General features: G+C 33.8%; 19 protein-coding genes. 10 read left to right on the top strand and 9 right to left on the bottom strand.

All coding sequences use genetic code 11. From position 1 onward, the window contains the following. Positions 1-299 precede the first annotated feature (299 nt). The 7 genes from ABIQ27_RS13475 (at position 300) to ABIQ27_RS13445 (ending at position 7,425) form a co-directional block, all read left to right on the top strand. Positions 300-965, top strand: coding sequence for a response regulator transcription factor (locus ABIQ27_RS13475; protein WP_348034439.1), 666 nt, complete (start codon positions 300-302; stop codon positions 963-965). Positions 966-971: 6 nt separating this feature from the next. Continuing rightward, positions 972-2,354 carry a HAMP domain-containing sensor histidine kinase gene (locus tag ABIQ27_RS13470; RefSeq protein WP_348034438.1) on the top strand — a complete coding sequence of 461 codons (1,383 nt, stop codon included), beginning with the start codon at positions 972-974 and terminating at the stop codon, positions 2,352-2,354. Between the two features lie 16 nt (positions 2,355-2,370). Further along, on the top strand, positions 2,371-2,868 hold the full coding sequence (locus ABIQ27_RS13465; protein ID WP_348034437.1) for a hypothetical protein: 498 nt from the start codon (positions 2,371-2,373) through the stop codon (positions 2,866-2,868). A gap of 215 nt (positions 2,869-3,083) precedes the next feature. Further along, positions 3,084-4,226 (top strand): alpha/beta hydrolase-fold protein, encoded by a 1,143-nt coding sequence (locus ABIQ27_RS13460; protein ID WP_348034436.1) that lies wholly within the window; start codon positions 3,084-3,086, stop codon positions 4,224-4,226. A 2-nt stretch (positions 4,227-4,228) separates the two neighbouring features. Next, positions 4,229-5,650 (top strand): leucyl aminopeptidase family protein, encoded by a 1,422-nt coding sequence (locus ABIQ27_RS13455; RefSeq protein WP_348034435.1) that lies wholly within the window; start codon positions 4,229-4,231, stop codon positions 5,648-5,650. A 3-nt stretch (positions 5,651-5,653) separates the two neighbouring features. Then, positions 5,654-6,874 (top strand): ATP-grasp domain-containing protein, encoded by a 1,221-nt coding sequence (locus ABIQ27_RS13450; RefSeq protein ID WP_348034434.1) that lies wholly within the window; start codon positions 5,654-5,656, stop codon positions 6,872-6,874. A gap of 5 nt (positions 6,875-6,879) precedes the next feature. Further along, positions 6,880-7,425, top strand: a complete 546-nt coding sequence (locus ABIQ27_RS13445) for a hypothetical protein (RefSeq protein ID WP_348034433.1) — start codon at positions 6,880-6,882, stop codon at positions 7,423-7,425. Here the strand turns inward: ABIQ27_RS13445 and ABIQ27_RS13440 are convergent, their stop codons facing one another. From ABIQ27_RS13440 to ABIQ27_RS13400, 9 genes are all read right to left on the bottom strand, one after another. Further along, on the bottom strand, positions 7,426-8,616 hold the full coding sequence (locus ABIQ27_RS13440; protein ID WP_348034432.1) for a hypothetical protein: 1,191 nt from the start codon (positions 8,614-8,616) through the stop codon (positions 7,426-7,428). Between the two features lie 85 nt (positions 8,617-8,701). Beyond that, positions 8,702-9,529: a GMP synthase gene (locus ABIQ27_RS13435; protein WP_348034431.1), complete on the bottom strand. Its 828-nt coding sequence runs from the start codon at positions 9,527-9,529 to the stop codon at positions 8,702-8,704. Positions 9,530-9,638: 109 nt separating this feature from the next. Next, entirely contained in the window at positions 9,639-10,748 is a 1,110-nt protein-coding gene (locus ABIQ27_RS13430; RefSeq protein ID WP_348034430.1) for a carboxylate-amine ligase, read from the bottom strand. Between the two features lie 79 nt (positions 10,749-10,827). After that, entirely contained in the window at positions 10,828-11,769 is a 942-nt protein-coding gene (locus tag ABIQ27_RS13425; protein WP_348034429.1) for a hypothetical protein, read from the bottom strand. 35 nt (positions 11,770-11,804) lie between these two features. Then, on the bottom strand, positions 11,805-12,518 hold the full coding sequence (locus tag ABIQ27_RS13420) for an alpha/beta fold hydrolase (protein WP_348034428.1): 714 nt from the start codon (positions 12,516-12,518) through the stop codon (positions 11,805-11,807). Between the two features lie 170 nt (positions 12,519-12,688). Continuing rightward, positions 12,689-13,081 (bottom strand): glyoxalase, encoded by a 393-nt coding sequence (locus ABIQ27_RS13415; protein WP_348034427.1) that lies wholly within the window; start codon positions 13,079-13,081, stop codon positions 12,689-12,691. Between the two features lie 81 nt (positions 13,082-13,162). After that, entirely contained in the window at positions 13,163-14,518 is a 1,356-nt protein-coding gene (locus tag ABIQ27_RS13410; protein WP_348034426.1) for an OmpA family protein, read from the bottom strand. A 98-nt stretch (positions 14,519-14,616) separates the two neighbouring features. Beyond that, complete coding sequence (locus ABIQ27_RS13405) at positions 14,617-15,876, bottom strand: mechanosensitive ion channel domain-containing protein (RefSeq protein ID WP_348034425.1); 1,260 nt, start codon at positions 15,874-15,876, stop codon at positions 14,617-14,619. Then, positions 15,869-16,153 (bottom strand): DUF3817 domain-containing protein, encoded by a 285-nt coding sequence (locus ABIQ27_RS13400; RefSeq protein WP_348034424.1) that lies wholly within the window; start codon positions 16,151-16,153, stop codon positions 15,869-15,871. The genes ABIQ27_RS13405 and ABIQ27_RS13400 overlap by 8 nt, the downstream gene beginning before the upstream one ends. A gap of 84 nt (positions 16,154-16,237) precedes the next feature. Here ABIQ27_RS13400 and ABIQ27_RS13395 point away from each other — a divergent pair, with 84 nt between their 5' ends. The 3 genes from ABIQ27_RS13395 to ABIQ27_RS13385 all read left to right on the top strand — a co-directional run bounded on the left by ABIQ27_RS13395 (position 16,238) and on the right by ABIQ27_RS13385 (position 20,519). After that, positions 16,238-16,762, top strand: a complete 525-nt coding sequence (locus ABIQ27_RS13395; protein WP_348034423.1) for a DUF6155 family protein — start codon at positions 16,238-16,240, stop codon at positions 16,760-16,762. Positions 16,763-16,828: 66 nt separating this feature from the next. Continuing rightward, positions 16,829-18,355, top strand: a complete 1,527-nt coding sequence (locus tag ABIQ27_RS13390; protein WP_348034422.1) for a DEAD/DEAH box helicase family protein — start codon at positions 16,829-16,831, stop codon at positions 18,353-18,355. A 247-nt stretch (positions 18,356-18,602) separates the two neighbouring features. Continuing rightward, complete coding sequence (locus tag ABIQ27_RS13385; protein WP_348034421.1) at positions 18,603-20,519, top strand: DUF294 nucleotidyltransferase-like domain-containing protein; 1,917 nt, start codon at positions 18,603-18,605, stop codon at positions 20,517-20,519. The last annotated feature ends 80 nt before the right edge of the window (positions 20,520-20,599 follow it).

Below are 20,599 nucleotides of genomic sequence, written 5' to 3'. Positions count from 1 at the left end.
GAGCCAAATATCTTTACAATTTCAAAAAATCCAAAACTCGATTGTGTAATAGGGTGGAAGAGCAATACAATTCTAAGAATAACATTAACAACGATAAAAAGTGCCAGTAAGTTGATGAAAGGAGAATATTTCTTGAAATAGTTCATGAAGATTTATTTTTTACAAATTAACTAAATTTAATCGCTTTCACTTAAATTTATTAAATGATTTAATTAATATTTGGTTAAAATAAAACAAATGAGACTGGTAGCATTTTAATTTTAAATTATCTTTATCAACAAGAAATTCAAACCTAAAAAATGAAGCATATTTTAATAGTAGAAGACGAGGAAGGAATTGTTCAATTCTTAAAACAAGGATTAGAAGAAGAAAACTATCAGGTTTCTGCTGCTACAAATGGTTTAGACGGTTTGAAACTTTTTCAGAATGAGAAATTTGACTTAATACTTTTGGATTGGATGCTTCCCAAAATGACAGGATTACAGGTTTGTCAAAAAATCAGAGAAACCAATTCTAAAATTCCAATTATATTTTTAACTGCCAAAGATACCGTTCAGGAAACTGTTGAAGGTTTGAAGACTGGTGCTAACGATTATATCAAAAAACCATTCAGTTTTGATGAATTAGTTGAACGAATCAAAGTACAGCTTCGGGATAAAGCTGAACAGGAATTATTAACGCTTGGACCAATTGAAATCAATGTGCAAAAGCATGCTGTAACAGTTGAAAAACGTGATGTTTCATTAACCCAAAAAGAGTTTGACCTGCTTTGTTATTTGGTAAAAAATAAAGGCAATGTTTGTTCAAGAACCCAAATCATCCAGGATGTTTGGGATATTCATTTTGAATATGATACAGGAGTTATTGATGTTTTTATGAATGCTCTCCGAAAAAAACTGAATCTTAAAGTTGATGAGGATTATATTAAAACCATTCGCGGTGTTGGTTACATTGCTAACGATTAAATAAAAATGCAACAACTTTCTTTTAAAAACAGAATAGCTTCCAACTATATCATTACCACCGCATTATTGATTTTTGTGGTGTTCTCTGTCATTTATTCAATAGTAAGATTCAGCGTTTATATCAAAGTAAATAATGATATCCAAATTGAAGTTGCAAAGCACTTGAAAGAAATTGAAGTCAAAGAAAACTGCGTATTGCTGATAAGAGAAAAGCAATGGAAGAAAATACAATTTAACAAAGTCGACATCAGCCCGGCATTCATACAATTTGTGGATGAATTAGGCGCGCTTGTTGATAAATCCCCAAATCTTAAACAGAAAAAATTAAATTATTATCCAGAAGCTGTTAACAATGTTTTGTTTGATGGAAAGTTAGAAAATACTTCAGTTAGACAAATACAAGTTCCATTATATCAGAACACTAAAATTATTGGTTTTATGATTATTGCCATGTCGCTGGAAGATTCAGCTATGGTATTAAACAACCTTTTCATCATATTATTGGTTGCCTATCCTCTAATTCTTTTAGTATTGTTTCTTATTGCCAGATTTATCGCAGGAAGAAGCATCAAACCAATAAGCGCCATTATTCAAACGTCAAATATCATCACTAAAGATAATTTAAAGTCCAGAATTCCTTTGCCGGTTAACAAGGATGAATTGCATTTGCTTTCCAATACAATAAACAATCTATTAGACAGGGTTGAAAACGCTATTGAACGTGAAAAACAATTTACTTCGGATGCTTCGCATGAACTACGAACGCCTTTGGCAGTTATAAAAGGAACTTTGGAAGTATTGGTTAGAAAACCCCGTAATCAGGAAGAATACCGAGAGAAAATAGACTTCTGTATTAACGAAGTAAATCGATTGAACAATTTAGTTGACGAGTTGCTTTTATTGGCACGATTCGAAAATCAAAAACAATCATTAAAAATTGAAAGCGTTTCTCTAAATGCCATATTCTTAGATATTGTTTCAAGAAATTCAACAATCATAAATGAGAAGAAACTCGATTGTGTAGCCTCATTCACTAAAGATTTTTATGTCGAAACCGATGCGTATTTGTTTTCATTAATCCTCAATAATATTTTGACCAATGCCATTAAATATTCCAAAACTGGTGGTGTAATAAACTTTGATATTAAAGAAACAAAAGATGCAATAGTTTTTAGCGTTTCCGATAGCGGAATTGGAATTGCATCAGAAGATTTAGAAAAAATATTTGACCAATTCTATCGTTCAAAATCCAACGAACATCCTGAAATCAAAGGAACCGGACTCGGATTGTCTATCGTAAAAAGATTGTGCTTATTACTTCAAATTGATTTAAAAATTAAAAGCAAAGAGAATTTGGGAACCAAAGTAATACTTAGTTTTATTAAATAACCTAATACAAATAATTATGAATGACGCACACTTACACTTAGTTTTTAATCATTTCCCGATAATCGGGGCGATTTTTGGTTTTGGCGTTTTAGTCGCCGGATTAGTCTTGAAAAACAATGCCGTTAAAAACGTTTCGTATTGTTTATTTATTGTTAGTGCAATTTTTGCTTATGCAAGCCTTTCAACTGGTGGTGGAGCAGCCGGAATGGTAAAAGACATGCCGGATATTACCAAGCCGATGATTCATGAACATGCTGAAATAGCTGAAAAATTAGCTTATTTATTATATTTATTAGCGGTAGTTTCTTTAGCAGCATTATATGCAAATATTAAAAATCTCAGTTTCTCCAGATGGATTTCTTATGTGATCTTAATTATTGCAGGCGTTGCCGTTTATGTTTCCAAAGATGTTGGTACAACCGGAGGCGAAATTCGCCACACAGAAATCAGATCTGATTCAGCTCCGGCAAATTCTGAGCGTAATGAAAATGAAGCAGAACACGAGAATGATTAATATCTAATCTCTTAAATATAAAAAAGCCTGATAGCAATTGTAATCAGGCTTTTTTAATGTTATTTTCTCAAAAAAATGCCATCAAAAATTCTATTCTTCAACAACATTTCCATTCTGCTTAAATATCCATATATTTTAGGAAAAGGCTTTGTTATAAAATTGCAAAAAGGTATTTTTACGTTTCTATAAATTTAGCTTGTCATAATATAAGTGGAATGAGTAAAGAACAAAGCAACTTGGCAGAAGATTTAGAAATTAAAAATATCATTGAACCCCAGCTCAATATTATCTTGACTACCGACGAAGATGATGAGCGTCCGGTTTATATTTCAGGGAATTTCAACAATTGGGTTACACAGGATAAAAAATTCGAAATGGAGAAAGTGGGACAAGGCTTGTATCACTTCAGGTTTGAGCATGATTTTATTTATCCGGAAGAATTATTATACAAATTTACTCGTGGTGATTGGAGCGAAGTTGAGATTGATAAATACGGAAACAGAACTGAAAATCGCTCGTGTAAAAAACACAATGGCCTTCACAAAGAACATGTTGCCAAATGGCGTCACAATTGGTTGCCATTCAAATCAAAGTTTTTACCCAAAGTGCATTTAATTTCAGAAGAATTTGAAATTCCGCAGTTAAATAAAACCCGCAGAGTCTGGGCATTATTGCCACATGATTATGATAAATCAACCGAAAGCTATCCAGTTTTGTATTTGCAGGATGCACAGAATTTATTTAATGAAAAAGCCAAATATGGTAATTGGGAAATCGATAAAAAATTAGCCGTAATGGCAGAATACAATATTGGGAAAGTCATTATTGTTGCCGTAGAACATGCTGAAAAAGAACGCATCAAAGAATACAATGTTGGTAATACCGTTCTCGGAAATGGTCAGGGAAAAAAATACATTCGCTTTTTAACCGAAACGCTCAAACCTTTTATCGATAGTAATTTCAGAACTAAAAAAGATAGAGAAAATACAGGAATTGGAGGAAGTTCAATGGGTGGATTGGTCAGCATTTTTTCCGGAATTATGTATCCTGAAGTATTTGGAAAACTGATGATTTTTTCGCCATCGCTTTGGGTTGTACCAAAAATAAAACTATCTTTTCTCGATATGGATGAGCCACAAGACACAAGAATTTATCTGTATGCAGGAGGCGATGAAAGCGCTACAATGATTGATCATGCAAAGAATTTCAAAAAACGATTGCTAAAAAAAGAAGGTTACACCGATATAATGAAAGTGCGGCTAAGTATCAATATGGATGGCAAACACAACGAACGCTACTGGAGCGATGAATTTCCAAAAGCGATTGAGTGGTTGTTCTTTAGTACAAAAGATGAATAATTATGAAGATTAAGAAGATAAACGATTTAGATAAATTCACAGGAACCATTATAATTCCGGTTTTTGAAACCACTGCCAAAAGTATTGTTCCAATAGAATATCACGGTGTCACGGTGTATTCCCAGGTATTTTACGGAAAAAAAGACACGCATTATTTGGTCGAAAAATACGATTGTACTCATGTGTTTATTGGTCTTGGAAAAGAACTAGATTATAAAGCACTGAAGAATCTTTTCAGAAGAATTGCTTCCAAACAAAAGGAAGTCTTTGCTAAAAATGTGGTGGTAGTTATTCCAGAAAAATTCAATGCTAATCAAGTAGAAGCTGTGTTTTCCGGGTTAGTATTGGGAACTTATGATTTGGGTCATTACAAAAAAACAGAAGAACATCCTTTTTTGAATGCTGATTTTGAATTGAATTATATTGCAAAATCCGATATTGATAAAGCTGCTAATAAAGGAATTAAAATTGCCAACGCGCAACTGGAGACTTTTGCCTTAGTCGATCTGCCACCTAATAAAATCACACCAAAATATTTAGCCAATTGGGCAACCGAAACCGGAAAAAAATATGGTTTTGATGTTACCGTTTTTGGTAAGGAGAAGTCCAGCTTTGTTGGTTTGCATTCTTTTCTTTCCGTTGGAAAAGGAAGCGCACAGGAACCACAATTCATCATCATGGAATACAAACCTGAAAAAGCAAAGAAGCATATTGGTTTGGTTGGAAAAGGAATTACGTTTGATACTGGTGGTTTGAATATCAAAACTGCCGGAATGCTGCATATGAAATGTGATATGGCTGGTGGCGCTGCAGTTCTTGGAGCAATGCAATTGATAGCCGATTTGAAATTACCGATTCAAGTTACGGCAATTGTTCCGGCTTGTGAAAATTCGGTTGATGCGCAATCGTTTTTGCCAAGTGATGTGATTCAGAGTTATGCAGGACATTCGATTGAAATCATTGATACCGATGCAGAAGGAAGATTGATTCTGGCAGACGGTTTATCATATTTAATAAAAAACTACAAACCAGATACAGTGGTTGATTTAGCTACTTTAACAGGAAGCGTTGTTGGAACTTTGGGTTATGAATGTGCCGGATTATTTACGAATAACGAAGACTTATCCAAAAAACTGCAACAAGCTGGTGATGCAATCGGTGAACGTTTATGGCAATTGCCTCTTTGGGATGTTTACAAACCTGATATTGAAAGCGAAATTGCCGATGTAAAAAACTATTCAGGGAAACCTGTTGCCGGAGCCATTTCTGCAGCCAAGTTTTTAGAATACTTTACAGATAATCACGCTTCATGGGCGCACCTCGATATTGCAGGTGTAGCTTTTGTCGATGATGAATTTGCCAAAACAAAGCATGCTACGGCTTATGGAGTTCACTTAATTACAAACTTTATCGAAAATCTATAGCATATGGAAAGCAGTACTAAAAATTTCATTTGTGTTTCTAATTATTTCAAAGGTAACGATTTTTTAAAAAACCTAAAAAAACAAGGAAATCGTGTCTATCTTATTACTTCCGAAAAACTACGCGATAAGCCCTGGGCTTTCGATTATATTGATGAAATCTTTTTCATGCCCGGACAGGATATGGATTGGAGTATGGAAGAATTACTGGCTGGTGTTGGAAACCTGATGCGTCATAAAAAAATTGACGGCATTGTTGCTTTAGATGATTTTGATGTTGAAAAAGCAGCTTATCTGAGAGAGAACCTCAGGATTGATGGCATGGGGCAAACTACAGGTAGATATTTCCGTGACAAGCTTGCCATGCGAATGAAAGCAAAAGATGCCGGCGTCCCAATTCCGGCGTTTAGTTCTTTGTTTAACGATGAAGAAATCAATCAGTTTGCTGATACTGTTTCGCCACCATGGGTTTTAAAACCGCGCTCCGAAGCTTCGGCATCGGGAATTATGAAAGTGCATTCCAAAGAAGAATTGTGGCAAAAAATCCATGAATTGGGTGATACCAATCGATTGAAATATTTGGTAGAACAATTCAAACCTGGCGCAGTCTATCATTGCGATGGATTGAACTGGAAAGGAAAAACGGTATTCTCAATTACATCGCAATATTTGGCAACACCGATGGAAATCTCACAAGGTGGCGGAATTTTCAGAAGTGCCAATATTCCATACGATTCTAAAGATGATAAAGAAATCAAGAAAGTAAATGAACAGGTTTTGAAAGCTTTCGGAATGATGCATGGAGCCAATCATACAGAGTTTATCAAATGTAATGATGATGGAAAAATTTATTTTCTGGAGACTGCTTCACGTGTTGGTGGCGCACATCTTGCCGAAATGGTCGATGCTGCTTCTGGCGTAAATCTTTGGGCTGAATGGGCAAAAATTGAAGATTGTCTGGCGAAAGCCAAAGACTATAAATTACCGGCAATAAAAAAGGAATTCGCCGGAATTGTATTAACGCTTTCCAAATTTGAACATCCTGATTTATCTGGATTTGATGATGAAGAAGTTTGTTTTCGTGTACCTTTAGACCATCATGCCGGTTTGATTGTAAAAAGCGATAACAATGCACGTGTTCTTGAATTGTTAGATAATTATGCCGAACGTTTAATCAGGGATTTCGCAACTGTGGCGCAACAGGAAGCAGTAAAAAAATTACATTAATATTTGTGGCTATTAAAATCTACACCAAACTCAACTTTCACTCACATACTTTCTGTACTTGGAAAGAAATACTGTTTAGTGAAATTAGCGACTTAAAAATAAATTATAAAAGTCAATCCGGAAGCGAGTATATCTTTACCAAAGAAGGTTTATATCGCATTTCCAATCATTGGGGAAGAGTTGCTAATTGTCATTGGCGATTGATTCCGTTAGGGAAATTCAAAAACCAAAACACGATAGTTGGTTTTGCTAATTGGATTGATTTTTATACTAATGATGATACTTCAAAGCTCTTTTTTATCAAAGTAGATTTTGAAACGCAGGATGTGAATTTCTATCATAAACTAAGTTCTGAAAGTGATGGAAAAGAAGTGTTGCGAAATGCAAAAGAAACTGCGAAAATCATACAGACCATCAAGGAAGTTTTAACTGAATTTAATTGGGCAAAGTATTTAATCTATGAAGATTTAGATGTGTTGAGAAAAGAGATTATTGAGGAATTGGTGCATTCTGAAAAAACTTTCCTGGAGATTAAGAAGCAGTATTTATAGTTACTTCTCAAACATTCCTACCGTTCCGCCAACCCAATCTTTGTCTTTATTGAATTTAACGCCAATCATTTCACCACGACTCAAGCGCACTAAATTAGTCACTAGAGTAGGAGAAGGCACGTCCTTTTTCCAAACAGCAAGCAAACGGACTTCCGCTTTTACTTTGCCGTCAGGCGATTGTATAATCGGTTTGTAGTTTACTTTTTTCTGAAGTATGTATAAATCTTTTTCTTTGACGGCTTCAATATCCTCACGTTTTACATGAAAAATAACGCCACTTCCGGAAAATGAAAATAATGGTTTCAAAACATAATTTTCCAAATCAGTTGGGATTTTCTTTAAGTCTGAAAGCAAAGTCGTTTCTATAAAATATTTTCCTTTTAAATATGGCAAAATGAATTTACTGATTCTGAAAAACCAATTCGGATGCCCGGCCCATTCGACATCAATATCTGAAGAAAAATCAAAATTCAGTTTCAAATCGGTACGCAAATCCAATTCATCAAAAATCACACGGTTGTAGATTCGTTTTACCAAAACTTCGTTGTCATTCTCATTTTTATAAAAAAGCTGTTTTCCTTTTTGGTACAAATCCGTAACGCAAACAATCGGAATTCCGATATCACGATGGCAATAATAGAAATCAATCTTGGTGTTTTGTTTTTCCGGCTCAACTTCCAACAGAATTACATTTTCCTTTGGATGATTATTGCAAATTACTTCTTCGATTAATTGCAAATAGGTTTCCTGAGTAAGTCCGTTTAAAAACGGTGTCAACTCTGAAAGAAAAGGGTAGTGGTTGGCAAACTTTTGCGACAAATGATTCTGAAAATTAAACAAAGACGGAAATCCCTGGACTTCTATCAGCTTGGGAACGATTTCGCCATCTTCTTCACAAATTCCAAAATCAATTGCTAAAAAAGTGGTGTGGTTATCTTCGTTTGGAACTTTTCTATTGAGTTCCAAAGCTCTGTTCGTAAGTGCTTTGAAATCATCTTTCTGAATAAAATCAATCACCTGCTGACAACCATCAAGCAATTGTTCTTTTAATTCATTTGGAATAAAAAAAGGAGTTTCTCCAATACGGAACGTTACTTTATAATCAAAATCAGAAGTAATGTCTTCAATAAATTCATTGTACTTAGCTTGAGTGAAATTATCGTTAAAAAGTTGTCTGTGTTTGGAATTCATAAAATAGTAATTGGTGATTAGTAACTAGTAATTAGTCTAAGCAATTAGTTAGAAAAGCTTCATTAATTACTCTTCACTATTCACTCTAATTCGATAATATCTTCTTAGTTTTAATCAAATCATTGATGGCAATGCGCAGAAAGTTTGGAATTATAGTCTCGTTTGTTTTATAGATTTTATCTTCATCTAATAAATCCTCCAACATATCACGGAACTTTGATTTTCCTTTCATTGCAATGATTTTCTCGCGTCTTTCAACATTCTTAAGATTTGCAATAAAACTCAAAGCATCCGCTTCAGGGTGGAATTGCAATCCAACAAATTGTTCTGTAAAACGAACGCCCATAATAGCACGCTCATATTCTCTATAAGTTCTGAGTTTTTCCAGCGCTATAATTTGAGCGCCTTTTTTCTTGAAAATACTCAGCTTTGGTTGCACAACCTGATAATCACGACTGTCAATTGCGTAGAATGGACTTTGCAAACCTTCTAAAATTGGATCGCTCATTCCTTCTTCTGTTTTGTGAATCGTCATCACGCCAAACGAAGTAGATTTTCTTTTTGTGATTTCGGCTAAACCAAAGTGATAGCAAGCCATTTGAAACGAATGGCAAATAAACAAAACATGCTTTTTTACTTTTTGCTCTTTGTTCCAATTAGCCAATTGATCAATAAAATCATAGTATTTCAAATCCCAATTTCCGTCGCCTTCTAAAGGATTTCCCGGCCCACCGGTAGAAATATAAATATCGAACTTTTCAATGTTTGGGAATTCACTTTTTCCACGAATATCAAATATCTGAAAGGTAACGATTTGATTAAACCTATTGATAATATCAATGATACAACGCATTCCCTGATTGGGTTCTCCGTTGTACATATCTAAAACTGCGATGCGAATTTGCTGACTCATTTTTTATGATTTGGTGGTGCAAATATAACTTTTTCAATAGCAATGTCAATGACAATGACAAAAATCAATTTTAATAAAACATTCAATATTTAAAATCTGATATTTGATATTAAAGTCCTCTTGTGAATTCATTGGTAATCAAATCAACAACTTTTGTCAGATCCTGAGTTTGTTCAAAAACCCTCAACTGTTTGTCTGCACCAGTTCCTTCATTCATTAAGGTGTGAACATAATTAATTTGATCACGGCTTCCCAATTCATCAACAACATCATCAATAAACTCCAACAATTCAATGATAAGACATTTGGTTTCGACTTCTTTCTGTAAACCAAAATCAATCATATGATTATCGATTCCGTAACGAGCAGCACGGAATTTATTCTCTTTAATCAAGGCAATTCTATAAATGTTGAAACTGGTATTGGCAACTGTCAATTTGTATAATTTGGCAACAATAGCCTGAATGATGGCAACAATACACATCGTTTCATCAACGGTCAAACTCATATCACAAATACGGAATTCAATAGTATCATAAAAAGGGTGCAGGCGTAAATCCCACCAAATTTTCTTTGGGTTGTCAATGCAATTGGTCTTCACTAAAGTTTCTAAATAGTTATCATAAGAAGCTACAGAATCAAAATATTCAGGCAAACCCGTTCTTGGGAACTTATCAAAAACTTTTGTTCTAAACGATTTATAACCTGTATTTCGGCCTTCCCAAAAAGGTGAATTCGTGGATAAAGCAAAAATATGTGGTAGGAAATAAGTCGCCTGATTCATTAATTGCATACCAATTTCACGATTTTCAATTCCGACATGGCAATGCATTCCGAATATCAAATTAGAACGTGCTGCATCCTGCAATTCGTTTACTATATGATGATAACGCGGATCATCAGTAATTGGTTGGTCCTGCCAACGTGAAAAAGGATGTGTTCCGGCTCCGCCAACAACCAGGTTCTGTTTGGCCGCTAATTCAACAATCTTGCTGCGCAAAAATCTGATTTCGTCTTTGGCTTCGGAAACATTTTTACAAATATTGGTTCCGACTTCCACCACAGATTGATGCATTTCGGATTTTACCTGTTCATTTAAAATGATTTTGGCGCCATCCACAATTTTGGATAAATGCGAACGCAAATCACGCGTTTCCGGATCTATAATTTGATATTCTTCTTCTACACCAAGTGTAAATGTTGGTAATTTTCTTTGCATGATTCTAATTTTTAGTAATCAGTCTCAGTTCTCTGTCTCAGTAGTTGATAATCTGTCAACTGTGACTTAATACTGAACACTATTTTGCTGAATCTTTAATAAATGTTCCCCATGTCAAATTGGTTTGTCCCGGTTTTTGTTTTTTTGCTGCAGCGATTGCCATTTTAGCAGAAGCTTCTACAACCCATTCAAAATTTTCGGCACCAACAGAAGTCAATTCAGCATCTGGCGCAGGATTTCCAAAATCAATCGCATATGGAATTCCGTCACGAACAGCGAATTCAACGGTATTGAAATCATAACCTAAACCTTTGCAAAGGCGTAAAGTATAATCTTTAACAGTTGCTAATAACTTTTTATCTGTCGGCGGACCATCAATTACATAACGCAAATGATGTGGATTTCTTGGTTCGTATTGCATGATTCTGACATCTTTGCATCCCAAGCAATACACACGGAAATATTCGGTAAACACAATCTCTTCCTGCAAAAGCATTACTAATTGTCCGGTTTCCTGATGTTTTTGCCAAAACTCTTCTTTGTTCTCTAATCGGTAAACATTTTTCCAACCGCCGCCTGCATAAGGTTTCATATAAGCCGGGAATCCGATGTAATCAAAAATTCCTTCCCAATCCATTGGATATTTCAGGTTTCGGAATGATTTAGAAGTTGTATCTGTTGGATGTTCAGCCGAAGGAAGAATGACAGTATTCGGAAGCGGAACACCAAGCGTATCTGCCAAACAGTTATTAAAGAATTTATCGTCAGCACTCCACCAAAACGGATTGTTTATGACATTTGTTCCTGTCAGCGCAGCATTCTTCAGAAAAGCACGATAGAAAGGGACATCCTGTGAAATTCTATCGATGATTACGGCATATTCGCCACCTTTATTCTGCACTACTTTGTCAATAGAAACCGCTTCGGCCATAATGTCTTTTTCACCTTTTGAGTTTACTCTGTCAATAAAAGCCTGCGGATAGGTATCTTCCATACCAAACAAAATTCCAATCTTTTTCATATTCTTATATTTAAAATCTTAATACTTATTACTTTTTAAAAAAACTTTATTCTTGATAAATAGTGGGGAAACATTTCTTTCCAAACTGGCCAATCGTGTTCTCTGTCTTGTCGGACGTCAAGCCAATGCGGAACATCTCTTTCAGCTAAAACACGGCTTAATTTCAGATTTGCATCATAACAAACATCCCAATTAGATGTTCCAAGAACGATATCCATATTCCATAATTCATGATCGCTTAATCCCTGAATATAATCTTCAGGGCTATTAAAAAAGACATCATCATCCCAATGACCATCCATAAAGCTTTTGATGCTAAAAGCGCCGCTCATAGAGAACATATGACTCACATATCCAGGATGACGGAAAGCAAAGTTAGCGGCATGATAACCTCCAAAACTGCAACCGGCAACAACGACTTTTCCTGAACCTGTATTGTTTTTTATGCGTTCAACAATTTCGTGACAAAGCATTTTATCATACCAGGTATGATTTTGAATGCGGTGAACCGGATGAATATGTTTGTTGTAGAAACTTTCCTTATCAATACTTGAAGGGCAAAATATTTGGATTAATCCTTGCTCAATATACCATCTGGCGCTTTCGATTAAACCCTGGTCTTTATTTTCATGATAGCTTCCCATAGAAGTAGGGAAGAGAATAACCGGATAACCGGTATGACCAAAAACAAGCATTTCAACTTCTTTATTTAAATTGGGTGAATACCATTTAAAATATTCTTCTTTCATAAATTGTTATTAGTTTAACAATTATAATGAAAAAAACGTTGTGAAATGTGTAAAAATGTAGTAAAGCCTAAGTTTTACGATATACTTTTTAAAGATATTTAGATATTGAATTATCTTTAATAAATGATATGAAATAGGGAGCTGATTTTAATATTTGTCAATTTAGGAAACTATTCCTCAATGACCTGTATTTGACTTTTCAACCGCTCCACAAGCATATTCATCATTCGTTTATTCAGATTAGAAGATATACGGATGTATTCTGCATATTCCTCTAATGTAAACAATGCTATTATCATTCCTTTTAGCGAGTTTCTAAACTTAATGTCGCGCTGTATAACGTTTTCTATATACAGCATCTTTTTTTCAGGTGTTAGGCTGAAGAAGACATTTTTTTGTTTTATAGCGTAATTAATAAACACCTGAATGAATAAATCATTTTGCATTTTAAGAATAGGGCGAAGGGTTGTATTTTGAAAAACTTCTTCGGATGAAGATTGGTTAGTGATTATTCCAAAGGTTTCACCTCTAAGTTCAAGTACGTGTGTATCTCTAGCTTCCATGTTTTTCTTTGAAAGTTAAAAAAAAACCTCTGTTGAAAAACAGAGGTTTAATTATAGTTATTAATAATTAATTGTTAATTATTATTTGATTTTGAAGATTGTCTTACGAACAAGTTTTCTTGCGTAAGCTGAATTCTTATCTACCGAGTTATCTTCACCGTTAGACAGGATAGTCAATCTGGATTCGCTGATTCCAGCTTTCACTAAGATAGTTTTAACATTCTGAGCTCTGTCGCTGGCCAATTTATTGTTGTACTCAGTACTTCCAATTTCATCAGCATAACCAGTAATTTCCGCAGATTTAGTAGGGTTGTTTCTTAAGTAATTCAATATAAATCCTAAGTTATTTGTTGATGCACTGTTTGGTTGTGATTTATTAAGATCAAAGTAAGCAGCGATATAACCTTCATTGATAAGTTGCAATATTGCATTTTCAGAAGCTGCAGTCGTTGTAGTTGCATTGTTATTTGAAATAGAATTATTCACATATTTCTCTAACTCATCAGGAACACCATTGTTGTTTTTATCAACCATTCTTCCTTTGGTATCAACAGCAACACCTGCAATTGAATTTTGCTCTACGTCAAGATAATCAGGCACACCATCTTTATCACTGTCATTCATCAACTCCTCGATTTCACCAATTCTATTGTTAAGTGAATCAAGTCTTGCATCATTTCTGTCTTTAATAATTGCCCAGTCACCATGTATTTTTCCTTTTCCAAGAGCAACTGAAATACCCAATGTAGATCTAACTAAACTTCCTGTTAAGTTATTTGAGCTTTCTGAGTAAGACATACCATCCCAATTGAAATGTTGTCTAACATTTGAGTTAACTTCAAAATTAAGAAAAACGCTTATGTTTTTGTAAATTCTGAATTGAGGCGATAATCCACCTATAACACCGCCGTTCCATTCATCGTGACCTCTAACAGGTCCAATTTTAGGTGTCATGCGCGAAACCTGGAATCCAAAATGGAATAACAATCCAAAACGTCCTGCCTGATTTTGTATATCAAACAATCTCATCATATTAACAACACCTTCGCCAGACCATTGAATATGTTCCATTTGAAATGGTAAACTTCCAGAACCATTTTGCTCTTGTAAGTTGTCCCAGTTAAAATTTGATTTAAGTCCAAATTTTGGGCTAAACATATATCTAGCTCCAATTCCAACGTGGTTTATTGGAATTCCACCAAAAACTTTCTTTGGATTATTTCCAAAATAACCATCAGTATATGGTTTTGTACCTTTAGCTTGTCCGAAGTCAGCTTCAACAGACCATCTGTTGAAATACTCTTTTTTAAGCTCTGTTTCTGATTGTTCTACTGATAAAAGCTCTAAATCTTTTTTACCTTTTTTGTTATCTTTTTGGGCGTTGGAAGATAACGAAACACAAAACAAGGTAATTAATAATAGTAGGTAATTCTTCATATGGTTTGATTTTCGATAATTAATAATATGTTGAAATCGGTACAAATATAAATGTTTCAAATTAACATATCAACTTTTTTGCACTTATTGGATATAAATTATTCAACAAAATCACTTTTACCTGATGGCATTTCATAGATTTCTAAATCAAAATATGGAATAGACGCAAAGACATGATCAAAAATATCAGCCATAATGTATTCGTAATTTTCAAATCTCTTGTCATTTGAAAACGTATAAATTTCAAGTGGAATCCCTTGTGGAGTAGGCTGTAATTGACGGCAAAGCAAAATCATATCTTTATTTAATCCAGGATACTGACTTAAATATTGCGTGATGTATTTTCGGAACAATCCAAAATTTGTCATGTTTCTGCCATTAATCAAAACCGATTTATCTATTTGATGTGTTTTGTTGAATTTGTCAATTTCAGTTTGGCGAAGTTCAATATAAGTGCTGACAAGCTGAATTTTTTTCAATTCATGTAGTTCGTGTTCATCTAAAAAACGAATACTATTGGCTTTTATTAGAATATGTCTTTTAATTCGGCGTCCATCAGAATTCAACATTCCGCGCCAGTTTCTGAAGGAATCAGAAATCATGCTATAGGTTGGAATAGTTGTAGTTGTGTTGTCAAAATTCCTGACTTTTACTGTAGCCAAATTGATTTCGATTACATCACCATCTGCTCCAAATTTGTCAAAAGTTATCCAATCGCCAATGCGAACCATATCATTTAATGAAACCTGTACACTGGCAACAAATCCGAGGATGGTATCTCTGAATATTAAAATGATAATAGCAGAAATAGCTCCAAATGTGCCAAGCATTGTTCCGGTTGTAATGTCAAAAATTTTGGACACAACGAAAATAAAGGCAAAAACCCACAACACTATCATTATTACCTGAATGTAGCTATCAATAGGTTTATCGCTATATCTTGGGTTTAGTTTTAAATGGTCACGCAGTGCATGAAAAATGGTTTTGATAATCCACAGACTCAACAGAACGATATAGATTTCAACAAGTTTCCCGAAAACAGATTCCCAATACACAAAGCTTTCCAAAATTATCGGAACACATTTGTATATAAAGAGCAGGGGAATTAAATGAGCAATATATTTAGCCGTTTTATTGGAAACCAATAAATCATCGAATCTTGTTTTTGTTTTTTTTGCCACAATAATCATCGTGCGTACCAATATAAACCGGAAAACCAAATAGATTATATAGGATAAAACAGAAAGTATGATAATGTTAAAAGCCAAACTTAAATAAGCGGAAAGGGTTTCTCCCAAATCCATTTTTTTTAAGAGCGGATAACACCAACTAAATATTTTCTCTACGAGTTTATGCATTTTTCAGGTATTTTTTCTCAATGTAAAAAGTTCCAAATGGTAACCATGGAGCCAATTGGACCAATGCAAATTCTTTATTTGTCCACTTTTGATTTTTCCAAATAATAAATGCTAAGGCTACGTACGAGATAAATAATAACCCATGTGCCATGCCTATTGGAAACAATAAGGTTTTATATAATTCCGGATTTAAACGTTTTGTAACCAGCATATTAAAAAATAATGCTAAATAGGAGATTCCTTCAGCAATGGCAAAGAACTTGAAAAGTTTGGTCATGATTTATAATTTATTGCTGCAAAAATAACGATTATCATTAATTATATAAGGTATGAAATGATAAAGTAAGTTACTTTTGTTATTATGAGTAAAAGAGATTTAAAAAAATACCTAAACGAACTCAATAAAGAGCAGTTAGAAGAGCAGATTATTGAATTGTATCATAAGTTTAGTGATGTAAAAGTCTATTATGATTTTGCATTCAATCCTAATGAAGAAAAACTAATTGGTGAAGCAAAGGTCAAAATTGCAAATGAATACTTTCCGGTAAAAGGAAAAAGAGCAAAAATGCGACGCTCAGTTGCGCAGAAATATATCAAGCACTTCTTGACGCTTGGCGTTGATGTGACAATGGTTGCCGATGTTATGTTGTTTACTATTGAAACTGCCCAAAGATTCTCCTCCAGAAAGCCTGTCAAATACGAATCTTTTTTTAAAAGCTTCCTGATTGCTTACCAACAAGCAGTTAATTTTCTGATTGAAAATGGAATCCTAAATGAATTTTTAGATAGAGTAGTGGATATCAAAGAGGAAGTTAATCGTCAGAATTGGATAAATAAATTTGAGTTCAATGCATTTGTTGAAAAGGTAGATGATAATTTTTTGTAAATAACCTTTTTAATTTTGGAGATAACTCTTTTTTAGGTGTACTTTTGCAAAATTGTACCAATCGTCATGCCTCAAAAAGATTTTATTAACGAAATTGAAGAGAAAAAGGAGCTTTACGGCTACCAAAAAGGCGACATTGACAGAATTTTTGAGCGATTGGATAATGCGCCAAATGATTATCATTTGTTATATCAATTGCCAACTGGCGGTGGAAAAACAGTAATTTTCTCAGAAATCGTCAGACGTTATTTATCACAGCATGACAAGAAAGTTGTGGTATTGACACATCGAATTGAGCTTTGTAAGCAGACTTCTAAAATGCTTAAAGGATTTGATGTAAAAAACAAAATTATCAACAGTAATATTAAAGAATTGCCTGATCAGGATGAATATTCCTGTTTTGTGGCAATGGTTGAAACGCTCAAAAACCGTTTAAATGACGAAAAGCTCCTGATTGATAATGTCGGTCTGGTCATTATTGATGAAGCACATTATAATTCGTTTCGAAAACTGATGAGCTCATTTAAGAAATCTTTTATACTTGGTGTCACAGCAACACCTTTGAGTTCTAATATTAAGTTGCCAATGCATCATAATTATAGTGAACTTATTGTTGGTGACACAATCCAATCATTGATAGATAAAGGATTTTTAGCCAAGGCAACTACGTATAGTTATGATGTTGGATTAACTTCTTTAAAAGTTGGAATTAATGGCGATTATACCGTTAAATCATCCGATGATTTGTATATGAATATGGTAATGCAGGAGAAATTATTACATTCCTATACTGAAAAATCATTGGGAAAGAAGACTTTAATATTCAATAACGGAATTAATACATCTTTATATGTCCATGAAACTTTTAGAGAAGCCGGATATCCGATAAGACATTTAGACAATACAACATCAGTCGAAGACAGAAAAGATATTTTACAATGGTTTAAGAAAACACCGGATGCAATTTTGACTTCTGTTGGAATTTTGACAACCGGATTTGATGAGCCAACAGTTGAAAGCATCATTTTGAATCGTGCCACAAAATCACTGACATTATATTTTCAAATGATTGGCCGTGGTTCCAGGAAGTTGCCACATAAAGATAATTTTACGGTTATCGATTTAGGTAATAATGCGTTGCGATTTGGTTTGTGGAATGATCCTGTAGACTGGCAGCATATTTTCAGATCTCCGGAGTATTATTTGGAAAGTCTTAGAGATGATGCCGAAATTGAAAATAACTTTAAATACGTAATGCCGGATAACATCAGGAAAATGTTTGCTAAAACAGAAGTTATAACTATTGATATTGAAGAAGAATTTAAAAAAGTTGTTGCTCAAAATTTGCGTTCCAAAGAAGTTCTCGAAAAATCAATCGACCAGCATGCTTTAATGTGTGTAGAAAACACAACCGAATTAGTTCAGGCAAGAATGCTTTCCAAGTTATTGTCAGACGATATTGAAAGTCGCGTTAAGCGATTTGTAAAATGTTTGGGTAAAACCAGCAAGAATTATCGTGAATGGTTAGCTGAAGATTATAAAACTAAATTAAGTTTAGCTATCGGAAAAAAAATCAGAGAGCTTAATTTTTAAAATCATAACTTTACAAAAGCTAGTTTATAGTTTTAAAAAACAGCTAATTAGCAACAGTATTGAGAATTATAGTAAATTGATAGAATTTGAACTATAATTTATATTATGTAAAATAGAATATTTCAAAACCAACATACTCTTTAGGGCAATTAGTTTTCAAATCTTTTTAACAATAGACTTCTTCTTCCCTAAAGCTTTACTATTTTTGTCTATAATAAATTTGCTATTTATTCACTAAAATAAACACATGAGTAATTCTGTTGCCGAAAATATTGCCAACTTTTTAAAAGAATATTCACCTTTTTGTTATTTGAGTCACGAAGAACTAATTCAGGTTGCTACAAGTATTGGTGTTATAAATTTAGATAAACACAAAGTTTTATTTCAAATTGACGATAAACTTCATGATAGCTTTTATGTGGTAGCTTCTGGTGTAATTAATCTTTCTGTAATTGCTGATGCTGAGGAAACACTTTTAAACAAATGTTATCCGGGAGATGTTTTTGGCTTGCGTCCGTTTTTTGCCAAAAACAATTATATGATGACAGCCAAAGCGCGTGAAGACAGTATTGTGTATGCACTTCCTATTTCTGCTTTTAAGCCTTTCGTGGCGCAAAATCCTCAGGTTTTGGATTTCTTATTGGAAAGTTTTGCCACAAATACCAGAAACCCTTTTGATAAAGAAAACCGAGGAAAATTAATTACGGATAATGTTTATACTGAAGGTCAGCAAAATGAAATACAATATTTTCAATCTTTAGCTTATAACAAAACACCTTTAAAAGTCAGTGTTACAGCAATTGTAAAAGATACTGCCCAATTGATGACCGAAAATCTTACCGATAGCGTCGTTGTCACTGAACAAAGTCATCCTATTGGCATTGTTACGGATTCTGATTTTAGATCTAAAATCGCCAATGGCAGATTTCCGCTTATTTCGACTATAGATAAAATAATGTCTTCGCCGGTAATTACTGTTCCCGAAAATGTTTCTGTGGCCGAAGCGCAGCTTTTGATGCTAAAACACAATGTAAGTCACCTTTGCGTAACAATAGATGGTTCCGATAAATCTGATGTTAAAGGAATTATTTCTGAACACGATTTAATTGTGGCGCAAGCTAATAATCCTGGTGTGTTGATTAAGGAAATAAAACGATCGCTTTCACCGAAAGAACTTAAATTGGTTAGAGAAAAATTGACCGATTTAATTCAGTCGTCTATCGCTAAAAATATTCCTTTGCCTCATATTTATAACATTTCCGGAGAAATTATTACGGCAATCATTAAGCGTTCCATCGAATTATCGATTCTCGATTTAGGTTCACCTCCAGCCCGATTTGCTTGGTTTAGCATTGGAAGCCAGGGAAGAAAAGAGCAATTTTTGTTGACTGATCAGGATAGCTTTTTAATATTTGAAGATGTTGCTGAAGAAAAATACCGTGATGTCAAAGATTACTTTTTAAAATTAGCCAAAAGAGCTACTACTATATTGGAAAAAGTGGGTTACAGTTATTGTCCAAATGGTCACATGGCGAGCAATATGCTTTGGTGTAAATCAATGTCTGACTGGATAAAACAATACAACAACTGGATGAAAACACCTGGTGAAAAATCGAATGATATCAGCAGTATATTTTTTGACTATGAACTTGTTTTTGGTGAAGGTAAAATTGAAGATACACTCGATGATTTAATTTTAAAGAATACAAAAAACAATGCTTTATTCTTTGATTATCTTGGAAATGATGCTTTGAGAAAACAAGCACCGATAAACTTTTTCAAGAAATTCAATCTGGAAGAAGAAGGTGAAAACAAAGGAAAATTCGACATTAAAAACAGAGCCATTATGCCATTAGTTGATGGCGCCCGACTCTTTGCAATAAGTTTGAATTTGAAAGGAATAAACAATACGTATCTAAGATTTAAACAGTTAGCTATTGTTGACCCTAAGTTTTCTGAAATATATTTGAATTGTGCTGATGCCTTTTTGATTTTATCAAAATTCAGAACGCTTGAAGGCCTTAGAGATGACAGCATCGGCGATTATATCAATGTTGATGAACTTTCAAAAGTTGATAAAGAAAAAATGAAAAATGCTTTAGTTCCAATGAAAGAACTGGAAGAATTAATAAAAGATAAATTTCAATTAACTCAATTCTCGTAATATGTTAGATTGGATAAAACATATCAATAAAGAATATCCTGATTTTTGGAAATCATATTTGGCAAAGTTTGAAACTAAGA

The sequence above is a fragment of the Flavobacterium sp. genome (genome assembly GCF_039916025.1).
Taxonomy (GTDB): Bacteria; Bacteroidota; Bacteroidia; order Flavobacteriales; family Flavobacteriaceae; genus Flavobacterium.
This window is presented reverse-complemented; position numbering and strand designations above follow the sequence as displayed.